Genomic DNA, 22566 nt, shown 5'->3' with positions numbered 1-22566 from the left:
CGAAAGAGTGTGGCTGCGGCGAGGCCCGACCCAGCCTGCTGAGTCGGATGACCGCTCGCAGGGAGACGACGACCGTCAGGGAAAGGTGATCGAGAGCATACCGAGATGACCGGAGTGGCGATCGAGATTCAGGACGAGACGGTCGGGCGACCGGTGCAGATCATGCGCCTCGAGAATGCGTGTTTCCATGGTATCCCACAAAGTGAAGACGGCAGCGTCCATATGATCGACGCTTGCCTCCCCCGATATCTCAATTTTCGAAGCCCCGGCGGGAAGACGAATCAGGACATGCCCGTTGCGCTGGGCATGGATTGGAGCAGAGACACCATCGATCAGAATGCGCCATGAACGGGTGCGCTGCTCGTCCAGCGTCGCAGGACGGCAGGGCATGTCATTCAGCCGTATGGTTGCGTCGGGCATACCGGGCAAGTCGAGTTCAATCCGGAACAGACGCGTGGGCGTGACGCCAAGACGAAATGCCGGCTGGATCGGCTCCTTGGGACGCCAGTTCATGGGCAGCGCCAGGTCGCCCCCAACCGAGGCAGAGGCATAGACATCGAGCCGCACGCCCTTATCCGGATGATCTCCTCCAATCCAGAGATATTCGCTCACACCGCGCAGCTCTCTGATGGCGGGTCGTGCGGCCCCATAGAGCGTCAGGGGATCACCGATAGACAGATCTGCGATAGCCACCGCGCCATCGGGCGTATCGACCCGCAAATCCCCCGGCAGCGCATCGAAAGGCACTGCCGTGGCGACCGCACCGTCACGCTCCAGACGGTGCCATGATCCGATTTGCGCCCAGGAGCCTGGCTGAGGCCGGGCGCTGCTCGCGGTCGAGAGCATGGGCATCACACCATATCGGGGAGATCGAGGATCAGGTGCCTCACGCGCGCCTCCACCGGGAATTCAGGCAGAGGCAGAACAGCGCTATCGGATGTCCAGCGCGTATCTCCGTCCTCGATCTCATGCCATCCACCAAGCGCCCTTGTCGTCAGATGATGGGTGATCACGTCGCAACCGCCCTCATCCTGCACATAGGCCGTGCCGACCCTGACGCCGAGACGACGCCGATCATCCATGAAAGGACCAATGACCTGGTCCGGGCGCCTGGCCGTGGCACGAATGATGACCGCACGGGTATAGGGCGGCAGCACAAAGGCCGCCTGTCCCGCAACGGCATGATCGACACGCGTCATCGCCTTGCCTTCCGCCGTGACGAGGCGGATATCGGTCCTGCCCATTTCGCCCCCTGTCACGCTGACCGCGTGGCCAAGCCTGGCCGAGCGCGTCGCGAGACTAGCCCAGAGCGGTTCAATACGGTCGCGCGCTACGATGAGAGGCAGTCGTGCCTTGCCATGCGCATTTCCCGGCACATTATCCGACCCCGGATGCCGGTTATCGAAAACCACGGCATTCAGACCGGGCAGATAGCTTTCCATGCCGAGATTTTCAGCCTGAAGAATGGCATGGACCGGCGTTTCGATATGGTAATAGGTATAGCTGCGTCTGGTACGGTCATACGCAATGGACCCCCCATTGACCAGCATGCGCATGGGGACCAGCCCCCCTTCGTGAGAAACGCAGTGTTCAGGCGTCACCCATAGAGTACGATTGGGCCGCCCGGCGCCAAATGCGTGGGCATGAATACGGATCAGATGGGCTTCGTCAGGCTTTGCCCCATGAAGCCGCACCTGCTTGTAACCGACCCACCGGACAGGCTGGGGGCCGAGATCCGTCTCGACCATATCCCCGATACGCAGCGTCTCGACGCGGCGCAGTCCCTGGGGGGTGGCAATGAGCGTCCCTTCGGCAAAACATGCCGTCAGGGTCAGGCCACCACGCCCGTCAGGTGAAAAATGATAGCCAGGGATGGAGCCATTGATCGTCACATCGCCATTGGTCGTGTGAATGATGAGGCGATTGGCTTCATGCGTGACACCGGTAATCGTGCGGGGATCGAGATCCTCGATATCGAGGCTGAAATTCTCGCCCGTGGTATTGATCGTGAGGGTGCGCAGCGCATTGATCCGGGTCTTGAGCGAAGCACCGCTGGCCAGATTGATGGTCATTGCGGCTACATTATAAATGGCCGCCGCTGCACTGCCCGAAAGATTGATGATCGTATTATTGGTCCCGACCACACCATTCGAGTTACCGATCGTGAGGCTGCCGCCCGTCACTCTGAACGTTCCGCTCAGCGTCCCGCTGCGCACCACCATCGTGCCACCGTTCATGGTTCCCCCATTGACCGTGGCGCCCTGGATATTCGCTATTCCGGAATTGATGGTGGCATTGTTGATCGTACCCCCGCTATTGCCATTGACCGTACCGCCATTGAGAGTGCAGTTCGTGGCCGTTCCCCAGTCATTGACGTTGAGCGTATCGCCCGCATTCAGGACATACCCCGTTCCGGTCTGACCCCTGTCTTCCCATTTCGGGCTATCACCGGACCCCGTATTAACGGTCTCTTTGCCCAGATTATATTCAGCCATTTTTATTTCCCCCTTATGGGCTGCCGATCAGATCTGTATCTGCGGAACGTCGCGCACGAGTTCCCTGCAGGCGAACAGGCTCTCGATCACCCCTTTGAAATTTCTGATGAAACGCAGGGCCCGCACCCCACCCTTGCTCACAGCCTCCCGCTCGCCCAGACGAGCGAGGTCGTTCATCGTCAGGGTCGTGGACCCGACGACGATATGCTGCTCGAGAATGGTCACGTCATAATCCAGGCCACTGACACGTATGGGGCGCCGCGCAAGCGGTATGTCCCGCCATCGCGCCCCTTCGAAGCGGGCATGTTTCATTTCGGCCCCAAAAGATGATGCCGAAGCCAGATCACATCCCTCGAAAACCGTTCCTGTGCACACTGCGCCATTGAGGAGGGCGCCATTCAGCAAGGCCCCACTCAGATCGACATTGAGCAGAACAGCCCCCGAAAGATTGGCACCACGCAGATCGGCTTCCTGCAGACAGGCCCCGCTGAGCGAGGCACCGCACAGACGGGCCCCGACCAGCGATGCGCCAGAAAGATCCGCCCCCGAAAGATCGGCCCCGCTGAAATTGACACCGTTGAGATTGGCGCGCCGCAGCCGCGAATTGCGCAAGGCAACACCGATCAGATCGGTGTATCCCATTTCGATATAATCGGCGTTCATGTCGCTCAGATCAGCCCCGACAAGCGGCAGATGACGCTCAAGAGCGACATAGAGCGCCTCTGCGCGCTGTTCAGGGAGCGAGAGGGCAAGGTCGGTCTCGTCGAGTTCGACGCTATGCATGACCTGCCCCCTGACGGCATCACGGATCTCGAACGTCCAGCTTCCGGCATTCATTTCTGTCATCCCTGTTCTCGACCGGTTAGTGAAAGACGAGCGCGGCGTTCACGCCCCCAAAGCCGAAGCTATTGGAAAGGCAATACCCACCCCGGTAAGGCAGATCGCTTTGTGGCCTGTTCAGGAAACTGACCCGGCTCGGCTGCTCCAGATTATAGTTTGGCGGGATCATGCCGGTGCGCATGGCAGCGATACCAAGAACAGTCTCGATGGCACCCGACGCCCCCAGCGCATGCCCCGTAAGGCCCTTGATCGAGGACACCACGACCTCTCCATAACCGGCGAATACGCCTTCTATGGCCCCGATCTCGATATCATCCCCCAGCGGCGTGCCCGTTGCATGCGCGTTGACCCAACCGATTGCGTCAGGAGAAATTCCCGCGTCACGCAGGGCACCACGCATTGCCCGTTCGGCCCCCTGTCCGAGTGGATCCGGTGCGACGAGATCATGGGCATCGGCGCTTTGAGAAAAACCGGTGATCTCACCCAGAATGGGAGCCCCGCGGCTGATCGCATGGTCGCGTGCCTCGAGCACGAGTACCGCCGCCCCTTCCGACAGAACGAAACCCGTGCGCGCCCTGTCGAAAGGACGGCTGGCCGCGTGCGGGTCCGTCGCCTCAGCCAGAGCGTTCAGATCGGCAAAAACCTTGATCCCGGCGGGGGTGACGGCCGCCTCTGTGGCGCCAGCCACCACGATCGACTGATAGCCGTCCCGAATTGCCTGAAACGCCTTGCCGATCGCAATCGTCCCCGTGGCACAGGAGGCGGAATTGCCTTCCGCGCCGCCCAGAAAGCCGTAGCGCCGCGCAATCTCGCCCGCGCAGCTATTGATCAAGACGCTTGGCAAATAAAATGGGCGCCCCTGCCCCGGAACAGAGCTCGCTGTGCGGGCGATCGTATCGAGCCCTCCAATACCGGAGCCGATGCTGACGGCAATGCCCGCCCTGGTCGCGGCGTCGAGCTGCATCAGACGTGCCTGACAGACCGCTTCGCGCGCGGCGACGATGCCAAGCTGTATGAAGCGGTCGAGCCTGCGCTGCTCCTTGGCAGAGAACCATTCGTCAGGAGTATATCCCCCTACCCTGTAGGTTCGGGAGGGCACACGCCCGACGACATGCGCGCGCGAAAAACCGCCCCATTGGAAGCGCTCGCGCGTCAATGGCGTTCTTTTTGCGTGCAGTGCCTCCAGACTGCTCGACACGCCGACGGCAAGTGGAGAGACGATCCCCATTCCTGTCACGACCACGCGTTTGGGCATTGTGAGCCGGTGGTTCATCCCGTAGTGACCGTCAGTGGCGCCGCCGTGAGAGGAGTAGTCTCCTTAACGGTTTTCTGCGTGAGAATGAGATCGACCCCGGCATGGTCGAATCCGGCGCGTAGCAGATCCAGCAGATCACCCACCGTCGCGATGACCGGGAAGGAGCTCTCGCGTATCGCTATGCCCGCCTGCTCCTCGATCTCGAACAGCAGTTCCACGATATCGAAACTATCGGCGGAGAGATCTTCCGTAAAACGGGTTTCCGGCGTGATGTTTTCTGGCGCAACATCGAAATGACGCGCCAGCATGCCGATTACAGCATCGTCAATATGATGAGACATCCCACAGGGTCCATTTATTTCGATTGTTGGTTCTTTATTCCGGAATATTCATCACATTATGGGCCAATACAGTGATGGCACGATCAATATGAGAATAGTTTTCGTATATGAACCGTTAACTTCGAGGACAAATGAAATAAATTCCCCCCGCCTGAACCAAAAGTTCATGCGACCATGAACAGTAAGGTCATAGGGAGCCCGACATATGGGAAAACCCTAAGCGATTCAGTATTTTTCCATATTGTGATCTCTATAGAATCGATCATTGCTGATATTTAATCGATTCTGAGATAACAGTTTTGTGTACGCGACCGAGTATTTGGCATCCTGTCTGGCAGCATCACGAACTATACAGCTCTGACCTGAACGCCATGCTGCCATGCAGCCAGAGCGGCACGCGAGATGACGGAACCGCTCGCCCAGCCCCACCGGCCTACGCTGTCTGGCCCCTCGATGGCTGTTAAACCAGACTCAGATGTCAGGTCCGGTTCGATAGAAGGGGTTGATGCGGTCGAATATGCGCTCACCCTTGATCAACCGGTGATGTAAGGCGGCAAGGGTATGAACAACCACGAGCCCGCCTAACCCCCATGCTGCCCAGTGGTGCATGAGGCGAAATGCGCCTTCCGACTGTCCCTCCGACACCCCTGACAGAAGAGGTACATCGCCGAAGCCGAAGAACGACACCGGCAGGGCCAGGGCAGAGACGAGCAGCCAGCCACTGATCGGAGCGCCGCCTTGAAGAATATAGAGCGCCGTATGGACGCCCTGAGCCAGATTTCGTGTCAGTCGGCTCATGCCTTGCGGTAAGGGCGGGGTCCTGTGGGTGAGCCGCCAGAGCAGGCGCAGGGCAATCACGATGAACACACAAAGCCCAAGCTCAGAGTGCAGTTGAAACAGCGCAAAAGACCAGGCCTCGCTCAGGCCGCCATGCATCATGGCAAGCCCGAGTATTATTTGTGCACCCAGCAGCACAGCCACGAGCCAATGAAGCACGCTCGCCATGCGCGTATAATGCTGCTTCACAGGATGGCTTCGACCTTGGCCCGGGTTCCGCATGATCCGACTACCCGTGATCGAGCGTATCGAAGAGCTGGCGGAAACGTGCCCCCGCCGCGCCGGGCTGGGAAACGGATTTGGCTTCCTGCTCGTTGACCGGCTTTTCCACGACAACCAGTCCGACCATGCCCATCCAGTAATGCGGCAGACATTTATAGCCGTATAGTCCGGGCTTGCTGAATGTCACACTCAGATCATGCCCCATGGGTCCGGCAAACGGTTCCGCTCCCTGCGGAATCATACCCGGGAGAGACTGGACATTGTGACCGGGATCGGCCGCAACGAAATGCACCGTGTCACCGCTGTGGATATGCACGATCGCCGGTTCGAAACCCCGACCGCCCGTGGCAGTGTGGCTCAGCATCCTGACCTCGACAGTGGCAGCCTTGGCAGCGTGCGACGTGACGAGGCCCATACCCCCCAGAAGGGCGACCGTCACAACTGCACATGCCATCGCGGCGCGGGGATGACTGGAACGCTTCATCGGAAAATCTCCCTTGTCTGCCCGCTATGGCGGGCAGATCTGATGGTCAGACGTCAGTTGCGACGCAGGTCGAAACGATCAAGCGTCATGACCTTTGTCCAGGCGCTGGCAAAATCCTTGACGAATTTCGCCTTGGCGTCGTCGGAGGCATAGACCTCCACCACAGCGCGCAGCTCGGCATTCGCGCCGAAAATCAGATCGACCGAGGAGGCCGTCCAGCGCTTTTTGCCTGTGTCGCGATCGAGCCCGTCATACACGCCCTGCTGCGTGGCCGATTTTTCCCAGCGCGTGGACATGTCGAGCAGATTGACGAAGAAATCATTGCTCAAAATGCCAGGAGACGTGGTCAGGACACCCTGCTCGGAATGACCGGCATTGATATCCAGAACGCGCAGTCCGCCCAGAAGCACGGTCATCTCTGGCACGCTCAGCGAGAGGTTGCTGGCTCGATCGACGAGCATCTGCGTCGGTGATTTCTCATCCGGTTCGGCGCGATAATAATTGCGGAACGCATCCGCGCTCAGTTCCAGCAGGGCAAAAGACTGCTTATCGGTCTGCTCGGGACCAGCATCCACCCGCCCCGGGGCAAAAGGCAGATCCAGCGCAACACCCGATTTTCTGGCCGCCTGCTCGACGCCCACATTACCCGCCAGCACGATGACATCGGCCAGGGAGACCTTGCGGCCATGGTGGGCACCCCTGTTGAAATGCTGCTGGACCGCTTCGAGCTTCGGCAGGACGGTTTTCAGCTCATCAGGGTCGTTCACGGCCCAGTCACTCTCCGGCGCCAGACGGATACGCGCCCCGTTGGCCCCGCCACGATGATCGGAATCGCGGAAAGATGCTGCCGACGCCCAGGCCGTCTTGATCATCTCGCGCTCTGTCAGCCCCGATGCCGCTATCGCCTTCTTCAACTCACGCAGATCGGCGGCATTGACCATGGCACCCTGAGCCGCGGGGAGCGGGTCCTGCCACAGGAAGTCGGCGGATGGGACTTCAGACCCGAAATAGCGCGATTTCGGCCCCAGATCGCGATGGGTCAGCTTGAACCAAGCATGGGCGAACGCATCGGCGAACTGCTCGGGATGCGCGGCCCAGCGCGTGATGATAGCCCGATAGGAGGGGTCGGTGCGCAGCGCGATATCGGTCGTGAACATCATCAGCGGATGCAGCTTGTTCGGGTCGCTGGCATCGGGAACGATATTCTCGGCGTCCTTGGGCACCCATTGCGTGGCACCGGCCGGGCTCTTGGTCTTGACCCATTCATGCCCCAGCAGATTATCGAGATATTGCGAGGTGAAATGGATCGGGTCGGCCGACCATGCGCCCTCGAGCCCGCTGGTAATGGCATCGGTCGCCTTCAGCTTGCCCTGCACACAGTGGTTGGCCCAGCCCAGACCCTGCTGCTCGACAGGCGCCGCAGCAGGCGCAACCCCTACGCATTTGGTGGCGGAAGCCGCACCATGCGCCTTGCCGAAGGTATGACCGCCCGCGATCAGGGCAACGGTTTCCTCGTCATTCATGGCCATGCGCCCGAAGGCGAGGCGAATCATCTGCGCCGCCGCTGCCGGGTCCGGCACGCCATTGGGTCCCTCGGGATTCACATAGATCAGCCCCTTGGTGGTCGAGGCCAGAGGCTTCGGCAGATGGCCACCCGGCTCGACACTGGATTTCTTGATCTGTGAATCGACGTTCGAACTCATGAACTGGGTGCCGGGGCCCCAGTAAACCAGCTCGCTCTCCCAGTCATCGGCGCGTCCACCGGCAAAGCCCAGAGTCTTTAAGCCCATGGACTCCAGCGAAACATTCCCTGTGAGCACCATCAGATCGCCCCAGGAAAGGTTGCGACCGTATTTTTTCTTGACCGGCCAGAGCAGGCGGCGCGCCTTGTCCAGACTGGCGTTATCGGGCCAGCTGTTCAGCTGCTCGAAACGTTGCTCGGCGCCTTCTTCACCGCCGCGCCCATCCATGGCGCGATAGGTCCCAGCCGCGTGCCAGGCCATACGCACGAAAAACGGCGCGTAGGTGCCGTAATCGGCAGGCCACCAGGGCTGGGATTGGGTCAGGGTCTTGCGGATATCGGCTTTGACAGCCTCGAGATCCAGCTTGCGGAAGTCCCTAGTATAGACGAAATCGGGCCCGTAGGGGTTCGACGCCGCATCATGCAGGCGCAGCGGTGCCAGGCTGAGCCGTGTGGGCCAATAGAATTCGTTGGGGTTTTCGATACCGTCTGCACGGGCTGCGCTGGGCATCGTGGTCAGGGTCGTGGTCGCGATCAACGCCGCCATGCCGAATTTCAGCAATCTCATTTCCGAACTCCAAGACAATGAATAACAACCATGGTTTCTGCACGGTCATTACTGTTGGAATTGTCCTAGGAACTCTCGTCTTATTACTCCAACCGTTTGTCTCTATATCTCTGACAGGCACTACCGCGCTTTTCTCCCTGTCATGCCCGCTTCCGGCTTCCTGGGTTTCATGCTTCAAAACGATAGATCCATGCTGCTTTATGCCCCTAATCGGCAGGAACGCGCCGTGCCATGCAGGAAACAGGGGCGCCGGGACATTCCGGTCCTGACAGGCGCTTCAGTTATCTCGGGAGGCAGTCATGCAGTATCGCCCTCTAGGCCGAAGCGGCCTGAAAATCAGCCAGATCATCCTGGGTACGATGAATTTCGGGTATCTCACCGACGAAGCAGAATCCTTTTCGATCATGGACCGAGCCCTCGAAGAGGGGATCACCATGATCGACACCGCCGATGTCTATGGGGGGCCGCAAAAACCCGACATGGAGAAAGGATACGGCCTTTCCGAAGAAATTATCGGCCGATGGCTCGCACAAGGAAGGCGGCGCGATCAGATCGTGCTTGCGACAAAGCTCTATCAACCCATGGGATATGGCCCCAATGACCGGCACTTGTCCGCCTATCATATCAGGCGGGCCTGCGACGCGAGCCTGAAGCGCCTGAAGACAGACCATATCGACCTGTACCAGATGCATCATATCGACCGGTCGACTCCCTGGGAGGAAATCTGGCAGGCCATGGATGTCCTGATCCAGCAAGGGAAGATCAGCTATGTCGGCAGCAGCAATTTCGCAGGCTGGCATCTCGCAACAGCGCAGGGTTTCGCCGCGCAGGGCCGCAGGCTTGGTCTCGTTTCCGAGCAGAGCCTTTATAATCTCACCAACCGTGCCATCGAGAGCGAGGTCCTGCCTGCTGCCCGTTATCATGGCATAGGGGTCATTCCCTGGAGCCCGCTCGCGGGAGGACTGCTCGGGGGCATCCTGAACCATCCTGCCGGCGGAAGGCGGGCGGCCCTGGTAAACCAGAATGAAGGCCTCAGATCGCGCATCGAGTCCTATGAATCCCTCTGTCACAGCCTGGGCGAAGACCCGGCGGCCATTGCCCTTGCCTGGCTGATGCACCAGCCCGGTGTCACCGCGCCGATCGTCGGTCCACGCCTGGCGGAGCAGCTCACCCTCCAGCTTCACGCCACGACGATCGCTCTGGATAAAGAAATCCTTGCCCGTCTGGACAAGATCTGGCCTGGGTCGCGGGGCGAGGCACCCGAAGCCTATGCGTGGTAGGAACCGTCTACAACGCTGAGACGGGTTTCATGCGCGCGGCGCATCCCATCGCCCGTCTCCGTGATGGGAGCGGCCGGCTTCGCAGCGACCAACTTCCGGATACGATCCGAATGGAGGCAGGGCCTGCCTCCTGTCGCGTTGTCCCTACCAACCGGGCTGCCCGATCAGGCGGTCAAATATCTCCCGGGGAGTATCGCGACGCATGATCGCGGCGAGTTCGGCCCCCATAGCGGAAGCTTCTTCAGGAGAACCCGTGAGAGATCGGCGCAGCACAAAACTGCCATCCTCAGAGGCGATCAGGCCATGCAAGGTAAGACGGCCTTCTCCCACCGAGGCATATCCCCCGATCGGCGTACGGCAAGAGCCATCCAACCCTTCGAGCAAGGCGCGCTCGGCCATGGCGGCGTGAAGCGTCATGCGATCCTCGAGCGCAGGCATGAGCGCCAGCAACCCGTCATCCTTACGGCGCAGGGTGATGCCGATGATTCCTTGGCCACAAGCAGGCAGCATCGCCTCAGGCTCGAATACCACATCCGCCCGATCCCCCAGCCCGAGGCGGTTGAGGCCTGCCAGAGCGAGAAATGTCGCGTCGCATTCTCCCGCCTCCAGCTTGCGCAGCCGTGTCTGCACATTGCCTCGAATCAGGCGGAATCGCAGATCAGGCCGGCGCGCCAGAAGCTGCGCCTGACGTCGTATCGAAGCGCACCCGATGATCGCGCCCTTACGGAGTGCCGAGAGCGGATCGTCCCCGGGACACAGGCCGTCACGGTCACGCAGGACCAGCGCGTCGCGCGGGTCCTCGCGGCGCAACGTGCAGCCCAATAGGAGATCATCCGGCAGGAAGGTTTCCAGATCCTTGAGACTGTGCACGGCAAAATCGATTCTACCTGCGCGCAATGCCTCATGAATTTCCTTGGAAAAAAGACCTTTCCCACCAATCTCCGCCAGACGACGGCTTTGGTCGCGATCGCCGCGGGTCAAGATTTCCTGCGCCTTGATCGATCCGAAAATTTCGAGAAACGGATAAGCCTGCCCGAGCTGCGCCATGAAGCTGCGGGTCTGGACCAGCGCCAGTGGCGACCCTCGCGTACCGACACGCAGGTCACGCCCGAAAACCGGATGGGTGAACAGCGCCGAAGGCAAGGTGGCGGCGACGTGCGGATTGAGCTTCAGGGCGAGTGCAGGCGAGATCGTCATAGGCACAGGGCATAGCTGCGTCTGGAGAACGGTAATAACTGATTGTTCCTCGATCAGTGATCGAGGAAGCCTATCAAAGCGGTATAGCTCTCTCCTTTACTGGGCAAACACACTTCGCGAGCAGGGAGACCTTACGCAAAGGGCGGGTGAAACCGCAAAGGTTCTTGCCCCGCTCGCCGCTGTGCCTTCGGCGCAACAAGGAAATACTGGCTCTGTTTGCTGTCTTTCCAGTCATATCATTTCTGTTTAGTGATAATGAGAATCATTATCATATGTTCCTCTGGAAATCTTTGATGACCCTCCCCCTCGAGACGGCCCTGACGCGCCTGCGCCCCCCTTCCCTCACACGCGCCATACGCCTCGCCACGGTGGCCGGGGTCTTCGCCATACCGGCCCCGGCACATGCGACGGACGGTATCGTCTTCGGCCCCTCGGACACTCGCAAGCGGCCCACAGACAAATCCCCTGCACGCACGCCATCCACTACCCGACCTGTCCCCAAGGGAGAGAGACCAACGCCGCGAGAGGCGCAGAGCGCTCATCCGGGCGAGACGATCATCGTCGTCGGCGACAAGCTGGACCGGTTGCAGAACACGAATAGCGCAGTGACGATCCTGCGCCATCTGGACGCAAGCGAGTATCGCTCGCTCTACGATGTGGTAAACCGTGTGCCGAACATGATCGGCAATGCCGCCGACATCCCGACCATTCGCGGTGTGACCGGATCCGGTGCCGCTGGCGGGATTTTCAGCCTGATGTCAGGGAGTCGGCCCCGTACGGCCACCATCATCGATGGCTTGCCCGAGACCTATTCGGGGCAACGCTATGTAGATGCTGGCACGTGGGACATGGAGCAGGTGAGCGTTCTGCGCGGACCGCAGGCCACCACGCAGGGGAGAAACGCGATCGGCGGGGCGATCACCCTCAGCTCCAAGGCGCCGACACAATTCTGGCAGGCGGCGCTTCGCGGTGGCTATGAGAGCGCCGGCAGCAAAGGCGTATTCGGCGGGATGGTTTCAGGCCCGATCCTGAAGGATGAGCTGGCGTTTCGCCTGACGACCGACGGGATGAGAGGCAACAGCTATATTCATTATCCGGGCAAGGCCTGGCCCTTCGACCCAAGAGAGGTCAATCAGACATCTGTACGGGGCAAACTGCTCTGGGCGCCGAAACTCATCCCGGCGCTCAAGGTCACGCTTCAAGGCTGGCATCGCGAGCAGCACGGAGAATATCTCTACATGGCAACGGGGCCTGACCTCTCCCGCCTGCGCTTCGACAACCCCGACATGAACACCCGTGTGTCCCGCTCCAGCATCGATCAGGCCAGCCTGCGGGCGAGCTATCGCCTCAATGCTGCGCTGACCAATGAGCTGACCTATGGCCATGTCTGGTACGATGCGCTTTTCCGCCAGGGCAATGCGCTGGGGAGCATCAACAGCCTCGGCCACCTTGCCTTGAAAGAACAGAACAATACGGTTGAGGACCGTCTCGTCTTCGCTCCGGCCAGCAACTGGCTGAACGGCGTGGCCGGATTCTACTTCTTTAACCGCGACCAGAACATCCGCTCGGATATGGGGGTGAACGGACCGGACGCGGAGACAACCTATGCCGGATATCTGGATGGCACGCTGCACCTGATCGGAGGGCTGAGCCTGATTGCCGGAGCCCGCGTCGAACACGAGGCACAGACGCGCAATGTAGCCCTGTCATGGGGCAAGGTCGCGCTGAATAGCAATACCACCATGTTTCTGCCAAAGGGCGGATTGAGCTACCGCTTCACTCCCGTCACAAGTGCGAGCTTCACCGTGCGTCGGGGCTATAACCCCGGCGGTGGCGCGATCGACTGGGATAACGGCACCTATTATCAATATGGTCAGGAGACGGTCACCACCTATGAGCTGGGCGGGCATACCGAGCTTCTCGACCGGAAACTGAGCCTCAACACGAATCTCTTTTACAATGACTTCCACGATTATCAGGACCTGCTGAATTACACCTTCGTGAACATTCCCCACGGCCGCAGTATCGGCCTTGAGCTTGAGGCGATTTATCACCTGACACGCTCGCTGCATCTCTCCGGCGGATTGGGGCTGCTGGACACGAAGATCCTTGACGCCCCTGCGGCCTATCGCTCCGTGGTTGGAAAAAAATTCAGCAATGCGCCCTCAGCCACATTGAATATCGGGGTCGAAAAAACCTTTCATAACGGGCTTTTTCTCGGGGCAAATTATAACCGTGTCGGGAGCTATACGTCGCAGGTCGAGAGCGGCACGGGTCTCATCGCCGGAAACTACAACGTGCTCAATGCCCATATCGGCTATCGCACCCGTCACTATACCATCCGGTTCTACACGAAGAACCTGACGAACGAGACGATCCTGTTCAGCGGGCGTACCAACTGGGCAGGGCTTCAGGCGCAGATGGGGCAGCCTCGTGCGTTCGGCTTTACTGTGGACGGCAATCTCTGAAGCTGCACATCGTCCAAGCCCTGAAGGACGCTGGGAGAGCGCGTGATCGCAAACCGGGATTCGTCTCTCAATCCCGGGATTCGGCAAAGGCCTCATGCAAACGGTCGTGCCGGTTACTGCGGGCGCGGTTGCGCAGCGCCTTCTCGAGATGGATCAGATGATCGCGCGTGATCCTCAGAGCCTCGTCCCGGTCCCCTCGTTCCATGGCCTCGATCAGCGCGGCATGGTCCTGGCAGGAATGCTGAGCATCCTCGTCCGATTGGTAAAGCGCGGCAATCAGAACGGTCCGAGCCGTCAGATTCTCGAGTATCGTTGCGATAACGGAATTGCCGAGCACATCGGCAATGTGCACATGAAAATGCCCGAGCAGGTAGGAGCGCCGGGCCAGATCCTGGCCTGCAAGTGCGCTCTCCTGAGCGTGCAGATGGCTACGCAACCGGGCTATGGCCTCTGCTCCGACAAGACCATGATCCAGGATCAAACCGGATTCGACGGCACGCCGCGCCTCTATCACCTCGCGTGCTTCCGCCACGCTGGGCTCGATGACGAACCACCCGCGTCTTGGCGTCACATCCACCAGCCCGCGTGAACTGAGTCGGATCATCGCCTCGCGCACCATGGTGCGCGATACGCCGAAAATCTCGCCCACTTCCTTCTCGCCGAAACGCTCACCGGGAGCGATACGTCCCGAAAGCACGGCGCGGATGATCTTCTCCTCGATGACGAGCCCGCTGGCGCGCTCGGGCTCGCTCTTGTCGTAGGGCCGGTCTTTGGAGGGCCTGTCGCTGGACGGCCTGTTTTCGTAGGGCATGCTGAATCTATGCCCGTCTCCTTCTGCTTCGGCAAGCGTCGGGACGAGCGTCGAGCGTGACGAAATACGACCTGTACCCTCCCGCATTCGGGAATCGGCGGCACCCTTCATTCCGATGTTGAATTGATCCGATTTGTATTCTAATTAGTATACAAGATGATCCCCGGAATGCCGCGTCGCCCTCGCTCAAAGACGCCACGGAGCCCAGAATGCCTCACCCCCTGACGTCGCGCCTTGCCCGCCCCTTCTCCTGTCGCGCCGCCTTACTGGTCACGACAATGGCGGTATGGCCCATTTCAGACGGCGTTTCCGCCCTCGCAGCACCGATGCCGGTCGCCCAGCAGGGCATGTCAGGGAGCGACGCTTCAGGCCATAAGGGCATGACACGCGCAAAGACGGGCAAGAACGCCTCACGCCATCGCGCCTCATCCCGGGAGGGCAGCAGCGAAACCGTCCATGTTTCGGCACGGCGCGGGGTAACCAGCGCAGGGCAGCATGACGCCCATTCGGAGACCGTTCTTTCCCGCCAGGAATTGCAGAACCGGAACGTTCGGCAACTGACCGATATTGTGCGTGTAGCGCCCAACCTGACCATTCAGCCCAGCTTCGGCAGTGCCGCGCTCAATTTTGCGCTGCGCGGTGTCGGGCTGATGGATTTCACCCAGAACAACACGCCCTCGGTCATGCCTTATGTCGATGGCATCGCCTACCCGGTCAGCATCATGACCACGGGTATCCTGTTCGATATGGATGACGTTTCCGTTGCCCCCGGCGCTTCGGGCTTCACCCACGGTCAGCCTACAACAGGCGGTGAGATCAATTTCCATACCGGCGACCCGACCCAGCAATTCCATGCCGGGCTGACAGAGGATATTGCCAGCTACGGACGTAATCGCGTGGAAGGTTTCGTTTCAGGACCGCTATCAAAGAGCGTATCGTATCGCATCGCCGGTCAGTCGCTCACAGGCGGCGGGTTCCAGCACAATGCGCAGGGGAGCGGCTACGGCAACAGCAATATCGGCGCGCTGCGCGGCAAGCTGCGCTGGACGATCGACGAGACCTCACGCCTCGATATTGGTGGACACTGGACGACCGACCAGTCGGAGTCATCCTCCGGGCATAATCTCTATAATTCCTACGGCGTCCCCATCACAGGCGACATCTACCAGACGGCCTGGGGGCTCGACCCGCGCTTTGCAAAGATCATCGGCATTGATCCGAACAATTCAAAGCCACGCGAGGATAATCTCTTCTGGGGCGCCAATGCCCGTTACACCAAGGAATTTACCTGGGCGCGTCTGTGGTCACAAAGCGCCTATGAAATGGTCGACGAGCATGAGCTGACGAACCAGACCAACTCGGTCAAATCCTACGGCAACATGTTCCGCAACAACCAGACCAATGTGTTCTCGCAGGAAGTAAAGCTGGAATCGCGTGACCCCAAGGCGCGCTTCCACTGGGAAACGGGCCTGTATTACAGCCGCGCTCGTATGGCGCAAAGCTTCTGGTACGACAGCTCGGACCGCCCCGGCACGACGCCGCTGAACGAAACGGCCTATCGTCAGAATCAGCAGAACTTCAATCAATACGTGCAGCTCAGCTATCGTATCCTGCCGAAACTGACCCTGATCGGCGCGATCAATCATGATTCCGACGACCGTCAGATGCTCAATCTGACGAGCACCAACGTCAATCTGAATACCGGGCTGGCCACCTCACAAACCAATTTCGGCAATGCCGGTGCGCTGACGAACCAGTTCGGCGGTCGAGTGGGCGCGCAGTATCAGGTCACCCCCAATATCATGGGCTATGCCATTTTTTCCAAAGGGTTCAAGCCCGGCGGCTTTTCGGCCAATATCACCCAGAATGCCAACCAGCTGCGCCCGTTCAAGCCTGAATCGGTCCTCACCTATGAGGGTGGTTTCAAATCCATGCTGTTCAACCGCCGCCTGCGTTTCAATGCGGCGGGCTTCTATTATGATTATCGCGACCAGCAGATTCTCGGCAGCATTCTGGTGCCGCCCTATGGCGTTTTGGGCGGCTATGTGAACGCCCCACGCTCCTATATCTACGGTGCCGAATTCGACATGGAGGCGCATCCGTTCCATGGCCTCGTTCTGACGCAGAATTTTGGCTACCAGAATGGCGTCTACACCCAGTTCCAGAGCCTGAACCGAGGGGCAACCACGGCACAATTCGCCTCCACCGGCGTCTGGTCGCCCGTCTATACCAATTACAATGGCTATAATATGGGTCTCGCAAACCTCACGCTGTCGGGTGCAGCGGTCTATAGCTGGAACGTATTTGCCGATTATCGCATGAGCTTCGACGTCGACTACAATTACCGTGGTGCCCAGACGCAGCCTCAGCATATCGGCGATGGCGGCATCTATCGTGCACCTGCCTATTTCCTGCTCAACTCCTTCCTGACCTTCGCCGCGCCCAAGCAGCACTGGTCGCTCACCGTCTACGGGCAGAATCTGGCCGATCGCCGCTACTGGCTCTCGGGCGGCACGCAGGCCACGTTCTATGGCGTCATACCGGGCCTGCCCCGTTTCGTTGGCGCGAAGATCAACGTAACCTACTGATCCCCCGCCCCGGCCACACCGGGGCGTTCATCTGTCGAGCTGATGGAGAGCGCGTTTGAGCACCTATGACCTGAAGAAATCCGCCCGGTATCGCCCCGGTATTTTCATTCAGGTCATCATCGCGACATTAGGCGGCATCCTGCTTGGGCTCTTCGCTCCGCATCTCGCGCATCAATGCCGCTGGATGACCGATCTGTTCCTGCGCCTCATCCTGATGATTGTCGGACCGCTGCTGTTCTGCATCGTGGTCAGCGGCATTACCGGTGCCGGGTCTCTGGGCGCAGTCGGTCGCCTGGGCAGCCGGGCGCTCATCTATTTCGAGGCCATGACCACATTTGTGCTTCTGCTTTCGGTGGGGGCGGCGCTGCTGCTCCACCCTGGGCGTGGCATGAGCTATACCCCCAGCCCCGAAGACGCACATGCGGTCGCGAGCTATGCCGCCAACGCTCATGCACTGCACGGACAAGGCGTGACCGGCTTCATTCTCAACCTTATCCCAAGATCGCCGGTCGCTGCCTTCGCAGAAGGGAATATTCTCCAGATCCTGTTTTTCGCCGTTCTGCTCGGATGCTGCCTGTCGCGTCTGGGCGAGGCCGGTGCGCCCATCACCCGACTGATCGAGAGCTTCTCGGCGCTGTTTTCACGCATGATGCGCGTGATCATCGCCACCGCTCCCCTGGGTGTCTTCGGTGCCGTCTCGATGACCGTTGCGGAATACGGTCTCGATGCCATTGATCATCTGGCCCTGTTTGTCATTCTGTATTTCAGCGCCATCGCCGTATTCATCGTGGTGATTCTGGGCGGGCTTCTCGCACTATGCCGTATCAACCCGGTCCATTTCGTGCGCTATTTCCGCGAAGAGATCCTGATTGTCACGGCAACCACGAGCTCCGATTCCGTGCTGCCCAGTATCATGACCAAACTCGAGGCGCTTGGCATATCCCGTCAGGTCGTGGGGCTCGTCGTACCGGCCGGGTATTCTCTCAATCTCGATGCGCTCTCGATCTATCTTGGATTCGCCATCGTGTTCCTGGCGGAGGTAACCCATACCCCGCTCACCCTCACGCAGATTTTTTCGATGCTTGCCACGGCGCTCATCACCTCCAAGGGGGCCCATGGTGTTCCCGGAATCGCCATTGTAGTTCTGGCGGCGACCATGGCTGCTGCGCCGTCGATCCCGCTCTCGAGCCTTGTTCTGCTGATCGCCGTCGACTGGTTCAGCGGCATTGCGCGTGCCGTGGGCAATCTGGCGGGGAATTGCGTTGCACCGGTCGTTCTTGCAGCATGGGAGGGCGCACTTGATCGCGAACGGGCACGGCAGATGCTCGGCTCTCATAACCGCTGAAAACGGATCACCATGGACAAAGCCACTCGCTACCCGGCAGCGCGCCTCGCCGAGGCCTGCCAGACCAGACTCGTCGGGGCCGGAGCCCTGCCCGACGATGCCGCCCAAACTGTGCGCGCCATGATGCATGCCTCACAGCTCGGCACAGACAGCCACGGTGTGCGCCTGATCGGCTACTACGTGGACATGCTTGAGAAAGGAGGGGTCAACAAGCGGCCCCGACGCCAGTTCAGCCATACGGCACCTGCCACTGGACGACTGGATGCCGATTTCGGCCTGGCGCATGCGGCCTCCTATGAGGCGATGGACCACGCAGTGTCCCTTGCCCTCACCTGTGGGGTCGGCGCCGTGACCGTCCATCACTCGACCCATTACGGGGCGGGTGGCGCCTATGCGCTGGCGGCAGCGGAGCAGGGGGTCGTCTCGCTTGTCCTGAGCAATTCCGACCCCGCCGTGGCCCTGGCCGGTGGGCGGGCGCCCTTTCATGGCACCAACCCCATCGCCATGGGCGCGCCCGTGCGCGACAGACGGCCCTGGCTGCTCGACATGGCCACCTCATCCATCCCGTTCAACCGGGTGAAACTTTACCGTAGCCTCGGCCTGCCCCTTCCGCCAGAAGTCGCCCTGAACGAAGAGGGACACCCGACGCTGGACGCCACTCAGGCACGGTTCCTGCAGCCTCTTGGGGGAATGGCCTATGGCCATAAGGGCGCAGCCCTGGCCGGTATGGTCACGATCCTCTCTGCCGTGCTTTCGGGCGCGGACCCCGACCCGATCATGACCTCCACCGCGGCCGCTCAGGAGGGCCACAAGCCGCAAAACGTGGGCCATATCATGGTGGCGTTCGACCCGACCCGCTTCATCGGGCAGGAGTCCTTCGAGGCCGGGATGAGGGATTATCTCGACCTCTTACGCGCCTCGCCCGCAGCAGAACCGGGTGTGCCGGTCTGCGCGCCGGGGGACAAGGAATGGGAAGAGGCCGATCTACGCGCCGAACTGGGTATTCCAGTCGATCCGGATACGGAGCACCTGCTGGGTCTCGCCTGAGGCGAGAAAGGCCTTTCTATCGGGGCGGCATCACCACCGCCCCTTCAGGTCCGACGAATCGGTCAAACAGACATCCGGCGTCGCGGTGCTGTCACGCTTCGGGCGTTTTCGTTCGCGCCGGTGATTGCGGAAGGATCCGGCCCCGACGATGACGCAGCGGTTTCGGCATAAGGACCGATGACGGCTGCTCGGCAGCCTGTTTCGGACATCAGCCGGACCGATCCGACCGAAGCGCGAATCGTGGAGACATAGCCTGCAGGACCGACACGCGCGGGCTGAATGACGCGACCATCCTCCGTGCACAAATGCAGCTTTGGATCCTGGGAGAGAACAGGCGTTTCCATGCTGCGGCCGATGCGGGCCAGGAGCGCCTCGTAAATGGGTTCGACGAAGTCACGCGATGTCTCAAGCGGCAGAGTGGACGAGCCACCCGAACGGAACTGAGGCGACAGGATCGTGAAGGGGGCATTGGCTAATTGCTCCCGATTGCCTGTATCGAGATAGCTCTCGGTCAGCGCGCCCGTGCCCAGATTGCTTCATGCTCATCGAGTTCGACATGGAAATAGCGATACTGGGTTTGAGATCTGTCGAGATAGATCGACTGGTGATTGAGGAGCATGCGTGTGCGGACGTTGTGACCGAGTGCATCCTTGCAGATGCGTACCAACCAGCATTCTTCCGTTTCCGGCTGCTTCAGAGCGTCCACCATACGATGGCCAGTCCATCTAACCGGAAAAAGTAAAGGTCCTGGTACAACAGTAATTGCGAAAACGTTCATCGCACCCAACGGTGATCAGTTCTGATTTTCTGACGACGCACCCTGTGCGCGATGAGAGCGAGGACACGGGACGCGACTGCACCGACCCAACCGCGCGTATCCTTACTCTTATCATTTCGATTGCTTATTGTTCCGAATGCATATTCGAAGATATGGCAGGATACTGACCGGGACCGAACAACCGGCAAGCTTCCGCCGACATCGAGCGGCCGGCCATATCTTCAGTTCCAGTAAGGGCGAAATCCCGTGCCCTCATACGGCTCTCAGGCTGGGCATCATTCACGATGACTCGGCAAAGCCATACCGGACGGCACGGCAGCGCCCCAGAGACGCAATTTTCTCGGCGTGGCGTGAGCAGCCGTCAGACCGCTGATTCACGCCGAACGCGAAATGACCAACAATCAGCGCGAGAGGCCGCGCCCCTTGTCCCAGAGACGCAGCCCGCGCAGCGCCAGATCTGCGATGCCGGGCAACAGACGCGGCTGCATGAGGCCAGGGTCAAACGCGGTCATGCGGCGAGCATTCTCCCGGTAACAATCTTCCACGAATCCCCGGAAGGAAAACCCGTCCAGGAAGAGATTGGTCTGGGTAACGGCAAAGTCGCGGCCGTCATTGGGTTCCTGACCGCGGCGTACCATGCCCAGCAAACGGCTGAGCGCCCGCAGATAAAAGCGGAACGATTTCACAGAGCGCCGCGCGCGACCAAGACCGCGTCGTTTTTCGCGCCATGCCATGTAGTTGATGAAGAAGACGATATGCCGCGTTTCTTCGAACATCAGGATGTCGAAGATCTCGAACATCTTTTCGGGCAGGAATTGAGACTGACGCGCACTCTTGAACGCGCCGAAGCCGAGGAAGGCGTCGAGACATTCACCAAAGCCGAAATCGATGAAGGCCTTTTCCAGATCAGCCGGAAATTTCTCGAGAGGCTGCTTCTGGGCGTCCAGGCCGTAACGCTCGATCATGACGCGGATCAGATCGGCATGACGCGCCTCTTCATACCCCTGAAGACGCACCGCCTCCTTCACCTCCGGATCGATGATCTGGGGGGTGAAGGCATCGACGATAGCCCCGGCCCGGCGTTCGGTGTGATACACCTCCTGCCAGAACGGGACAGCGCGAAGCCGGGAGAGTTCCTCATCTGTCAGTTCGGGCCATGGCAGGGTTTCGGGATCGAAAACCTGATGCGTATCAATAAACTGCTGACAGAAATAATGCTTATGGGCTTCAGACCCCGGCTCGATCACACTCATGCAGGGGCGTGCTGCTTCGTCTGTCCAAGCCGTGCACGCACCGCTCCCAAGGCCTTCTCCCACAGACGATAGGCGAACAGCCCGGTCTTGACGAGGTTCGGCGTCGTGGTGGGGCGCAGCAGGCGATGATCGTAGCCCGAGAAACGACGGTCATTTTCATCGAGGCAAAGCTGCATCAGCTCAGGCACCTTGATATCGATGTCCGTCATGTCCTTGGCGCCGGTCACAGTAAAGTTGTTGTCCTGCGTATGCTCATTGCCTTCGGAGTCGATGGAACGTGCCAGATCCATGCGCTCATAGGCGAGGAACGCCCAGACACCCAACACGCGCGCCTCGAAGACGGGGCGCTTCCACCACGGCATGGTGGCGCGATGCCAGGCCAGCCAGTTCGCGAAAAGCAGGATGTGACGACATTCCTCCTGCATCACGGGCTCAAAGGTCTCGATCAGTTCCATGGGGAAAAGTCCGGCGCGCTCGGCGAGGGCGAACAAACCGAAAGCGAAGAAGCTGTCCACGCATTCCGAGAACCCGGTCACAAGATAAGCCCACTCGGTATCCTTGGGCTCGATATAGGGAGGCTCGGGCGCCATGGGAATATTATAGGCTTCGACCAGCTTGGAGAGCACCTCCTTGTGGCGGTTCTCCTCCCAGGCATTGCGACGCAGGGCGTCCTTCATGTCCGGGTCGTCGATCATGTCGGCATAGGCGGCCATGCGCAGGCGCGCCTTGCCCTCGGTCTGCACCGCAATATCCCAGATCGGTAGCGAGGTGATGCGATGAAGGGTCTGCGGATCGAGGTTGGGCCACTCGATGACCGAGGGCTTGTAGGGGTTGAAGGTCTCCCTGAACATGTCGGCCACGGCGCGCTTGTGTTCTTCGGTGCCCGGCTTGAGCGGGCCAGGAATGGCGCTGCTCCAGTGACGGGCTTCGAAATCGGCCTTGGCCAGGGTCTTGTCTGACGGCGCATCCGGAAGATGGCTGTAGAGTTGTTCAAGACGTGACATGAGAGAGAGGTC

Annotated in this window: 18 protein-coding genes; 5 read left to right on the top strand and 13 right to left on the bottom strand. The window is 60.1% G+C overall.

Annotated elements, in window-relative coordinates; genetic code table 11:
* Window positions 1–75: 75 nt before the first annotated feature.
* The 8 genes from WFJ47_RS05075 to katG all read right to left on the bottom strand — a co-directional run bounded on the left by WFJ47_RS05075 (window position 76) and on the right by katG (window position 8726).
* Window positions 76–846, bottom strand: coding sequence for a hypothetical protein (locus WFJ47_RS05075; RefSeq protein ID WP_336761308.1), 771 nt, complete (start codon window positions 844–846; stop codon window positions 76–78).
* Window positions 847–851: 5 nt separating this feature from the next.
* Window positions 852–2495 carry a Hint domain-containing protein gene (locus WFJ47_RS05070; protein WP_336761306.1) on the bottom strand — a complete coding sequence of 548 codons (1644 nt, stop codon included), beginning with the start codon at window positions 2493–2495 and terminating at the stop codon, window positions 852–854.
* Window positions 2496–2522: 27 nt separating this feature from the next.
* Window positions 2523–3341 (bottom strand): pentapeptide repeat-containing protein, encoded by an 819-nt coding sequence (locus WFJ47_RS05065; RefSeq protein ID WP_336761304.1) that lies wholly within the window; start codon window positions 3339–3341, stop codon window positions 2523–2525.
* 16 nt (window positions 3342–3357) lie between these two features.
* Window positions 3358–4608, bottom strand: a complete 1251-nt coding sequence (locus WFJ47_RS05060; protein ID WP_127103693.1) for a beta-ketoacyl synthase — start codon at window positions 4606–4608, stop codon at window positions 3358–3360.
* Window positions 4605–4931 carry a phosphopantetheine-binding protein gene (locus tag WFJ47_RS05055; RefSeq protein ID WP_336761302.1) on the bottom strand — a complete coding sequence of 109 codons (327 nt, stop codon included), beginning with the start codon at window positions 4929–4931 and terminating at the stop codon, window positions 4605–4607. Before WFJ47_RS05055 ends, WFJ47_RS05060 begins: the two co-directional genes overlap by 4 nt.
* A gap of 471 nt (window positions 4932–5402) precedes the next feature.
* On the bottom strand, window positions 5403–5936 hold the full coding sequence (locus WFJ47_RS05050) for a cytochrome b (protein ID WP_336761300.1): 534 nt from the start codon (window positions 5934–5936) through the stop codon (window positions 5403–5405).
* A gap of 61 nt (window positions 5937–5997) precedes the next feature.
* Window positions 5998–6474 carry a pseudoazurin gene (locus WFJ47_RS05045; RefSeq protein ID WP_336761298.1) on the bottom strand — a complete coding sequence of 159 codons (477 nt, stop codon included), beginning with the start codon at window positions 6472–6474 and terminating at the stop codon, window positions 5998–6000.
* A gap of 53 nt (window positions 6475–6527) precedes the next feature.
* Entirely contained in the window at window positions 6528–8726 is a 2199-nt protein-coding gene (katG, locus tag WFJ47_RS05040) for a catalase/peroxidase HPI (protein ID WP_336761694.1), read from the bottom strand.
* A 356-nt stretch (window positions 8727–9082) separates the two neighbouring features.
* Between katG and WFJ47_RS05035 the strand changes: the two genes are divergently transcribed.
* Complete coding sequence (locus WFJ47_RS05035) at window positions 9083–10063, top strand: aldo/keto reductase (protein ID WP_336761296.1); 981 nt, start codon at window positions 9083–9085, stop codon at window positions 10061–10063.
* 144 nt (window positions 10064–10207) lie between these two features.
* On the opposite strand, the gene hemC is transcribed toward WFJ47_RS05035, so the two are convergent.
* The gene (gene hemC / locus WFJ47_RS05030; protein WP_336761294.1) at window positions 10208–11260 is read right to left on the bottom strand and encodes a hydroxymethylbilane synthase; all 1053 of its coding nucleotides are present in this window, start codon (window positions 11258–11260) and stop codon (window positions 10208–10210) included.
* A 293-nt stretch (window positions 11261–11553) separates the two neighbouring features.
* On the opposite strand from hemC, the gene WFJ47_RS05025 reads away from it, so the two are divergent.
* Window positions 11554–13728 (top strand): TonB-dependent receptor plug domain-containing protein, encoded by a 2175-nt coding sequence (locus tag WFJ47_RS05025; protein ID WP_336761292.1) that lies wholly within the window; start codon window positions 11554–11556, stop codon window positions 13726–13728.
* Window positions 13729–13795: 67 nt separating this feature from the next.
* Here WFJ47_RS05025 and WFJ47_RS05020 read toward each other — a convergent pair whose 3' ends face one another.
* Window positions 13796–14539: a GntR family transcriptional regulator gene (locus WFJ47_RS05020; RefSeq protein WP_127103495.1), complete on the bottom strand. Its 744-nt coding sequence runs from the start codon at window positions 14537–14539 to the stop codon at window positions 13796–13798.
* 209 nt (window positions 14540–14748) lie between these two features.
* Here WFJ47_RS05020 and WFJ47_RS05015 point away from each other — a divergent pair, with 209 nt between their 5' ends.
* Genes WFJ47_RS05015 through WFJ47_RS05005 form a run of 3 tightly spaced genes read left to right on the top strand, consistent with a single transcriptional unit; the run spans window position 14749 to window position 19519 of the window.
* Window positions 14749–17127 carry a TonB-dependent receptor domain-containing protein gene (locus tag WFJ47_RS05015; RefSeq protein WP_336761288.1) on the top strand — a complete coding sequence of 793 codons (2379 nt, stop codon included), beginning with the start codon at window positions 14749–14751 and terminating at the stop codon, window positions 17125–17127.
* A 55-nt stretch (window positions 17128–17182) separates the two neighbouring features.
* Window positions 17183–18472 carry a cation:dicarboxylate symporter family transporter gene (locus WFJ47_RS05010; protein WP_233582219.1) on the top strand — a complete coding sequence of 430 codons (1290 nt, stop codon included), beginning with the start codon at window positions 17183–17185 and terminating at the stop codon, window positions 18470–18472.
* A 12-nt stretch (window positions 18473–18484) separates the two neighbouring features.
* Window positions 18485–19519: an Ldh family oxidoreductase gene (locus WFJ47_RS05005; protein WP_336761286.1), complete on the top strand. Its 1035-nt coding sequence runs from the start codon at window positions 18485–18487 to the stop codon at window positions 19517–19519.
* A 511-nt stretch (window positions 19520–20030) separates the two neighbouring features.
* Here WFJ47_RS05005 and WFJ47_RS05000 read toward each other — a convergent pair.
* The 3 genes from WFJ47_RS05000 to WFJ47_RS04990 all read right to left on the bottom strand — a co-directional run bounded on the left by WFJ47_RS05000 (window position 20031) and on the right by WFJ47_RS04990 (window position 22554).
* Window positions 20031–20228 (bottom strand): hypothetical protein, encoded by a 198-nt coding sequence (locus WFJ47_RS05000; protein WP_336761284.1) that lies wholly within the window; start codon window positions 20226–20228, stop codon window positions 20031–20033.
* 470 nt (window positions 20229–20698) lie between these two features.
* The gene (locus WFJ47_RS04995) at window positions 20699–21550 is read right to left on the bottom strand and encodes a hypothetical protein (RefSeq protein WP_336761283.1); all 852 of its coding nucleotides are present in this window, start codon (window positions 21548–21550) and stop codon (window positions 20699–20701) included.
* On the bottom strand, window positions 21547–22554 hold the full coding sequence (locus tag WFJ47_RS04990; RefSeq protein ID WP_336761282.1) for a ferritin-like domain-containing protein: 1008 nt from the start codon (window positions 22552–22554) through the stop codon (window positions 21547–21549). The genes WFJ47_RS04995 and WFJ47_RS04990 overlap by 4 nt, the downstream gene beginning before the upstream one ends.
* Window positions 22555–22566: the final 12 nt, after the last annotated feature.

Source organism: Asaia sp. VD9, assembly GCF_037150015.1.
Lineage (GTDB): Bacteria > Pseudomonadota > Alphaproteobacteria > Acetobacterales > Acetobacteraceae > Asaia.
Note: the sequence above shows the minus strand (reverse complement) of the source record. Positions and strands in the feature narration are given on the sequence as shown.

What these genes read in the sequence shown, in the direction of transcription:
- WFJ47_RS05075 (WP_336761308.1), bottom strand. Translation starts at nt 846, where the DNA reads ATGCTCTCGACCGCGAGCAGCGCCCGGCCTCAGCCAGGCTCCTGGGCG.
- WFJ47_RS05020 (WP_127103495.1), bottom strand. Translation starts at nt 14,539, where the DNA reads ATGCCCTACGAAAACAGGCCGTCCAGCGACAGGCCCTCCAAAGACCGG.
- WFJ47_RS05015 (WP_336761288.1), top strand. Translation starts at nt 14,749, where the DNA reads ATGCCTCACCCCCTGACGTCGCGCCTTGCCCGCCCCTTCTCCTGTCGC.
- WFJ47_RS05065 (WP_336761304.1), bottom strand. Translation starts at nt 3,341, where the DNA reads ATGACAGAAATGAATGCCGGAAGCTGGACGTTCGAGATCCGTGATGCC.
- WFJ47_RS05005 (WP_336761286.1), top strand. Translation starts at nt 18,485, where the DNA reads ATGGACAAAGCCACTCGCTACCCGGCAGCGCGCCTCGCCGAGGCCTGC.
- WFJ47_RS05035 (WP_336761296.1), top strand. Translation starts at nt 9,083, where the DNA reads ATGCAGTATCGCCCTCTAGGCCGAAGCGGCCTGAAAATCAGCCAGATC.
- WFJ47_RS05060 (WP_127103693.1), bottom strand. Translation starts at nt 4,608, where the DNA reads ATGAACCACCGGCTCACAATGCCCAAACGCGTGGTCGTGACAGGAATG.
- hemC (WP_336761294.1), bottom strand. Translation starts at nt 11,260, where the DNA reads ATGACGATCTCGCCTGCACTCGCCCTGAAGCTCAATCCGCACGTCGCC.
- WFJ47_RS05070 (WP_336761306.1), bottom strand. Translation starts at nt 2,495, where the DNA reads ATGGCTGAATATAATCTGGGCAAAGAGACCGTTAATACGGGGTCCGGT.
- katG (WP_336761694.1), bottom strand. Translation starts at nt 8,726, where the DNA reads ATGCCCAGCGCAGCCCGTGCAGACGGTATCGAAAACCCCAACGAATTC.
- WFJ47_RS05025 (WP_336761292.1), top strand. Translation starts at nt 11,554, where the DNA reads ATGACCCTCCCCCTCGAGACGGCCCTGACGCGCCTGCGCCCCCCTTCC.
- WFJ47_RS05045 (WP_336761298.1), bottom strand. Translation starts at nt 6,474, where the DNA reads ATGAAGCGTTCCAGTCATCCCCGCGCCGCGATGGCATGTGCAGTTGTG.
- WFJ47_RS05000 (WP_336761284.1), bottom strand. Translation starts at nt 20,228, where the DNA reads ATGGTGGACGCTCTGAAGCAGCCGGAAACGGAAGAATGCTGGTTGGTA.
- WFJ47_RS04990 (WP_336761282.1), bottom strand. Translation starts at nt 22,554, where the DNA reads ATGTCACGTCTTGAACAACTCTACAGCCATCTTCCGGATGCGCCGTCA.
- WFJ47_RS05055 (WP_336761302.1), bottom strand. Translation starts at nt 4,931, where the DNA reads ATGTCTCATCATATTGACGATGCTGTAATCGGCATGCTGGCGCGTCAT.
- WFJ47_RS04995 (WP_336761283.1), bottom strand. Translation starts at nt 21,550, where the DNA reads ATGAGTGTGATCGAGCCGGGGTCTGAAGCCCATAAGCATTATTTCTGT.
- WFJ47_RS05050 (WP_336761300.1), bottom strand. Translation starts at nt 5,936, where the DNA reads ATGGCGAGCGTGCTTCATTGGCTCGTGGCTGTGCTGCTGGGTGCACAA.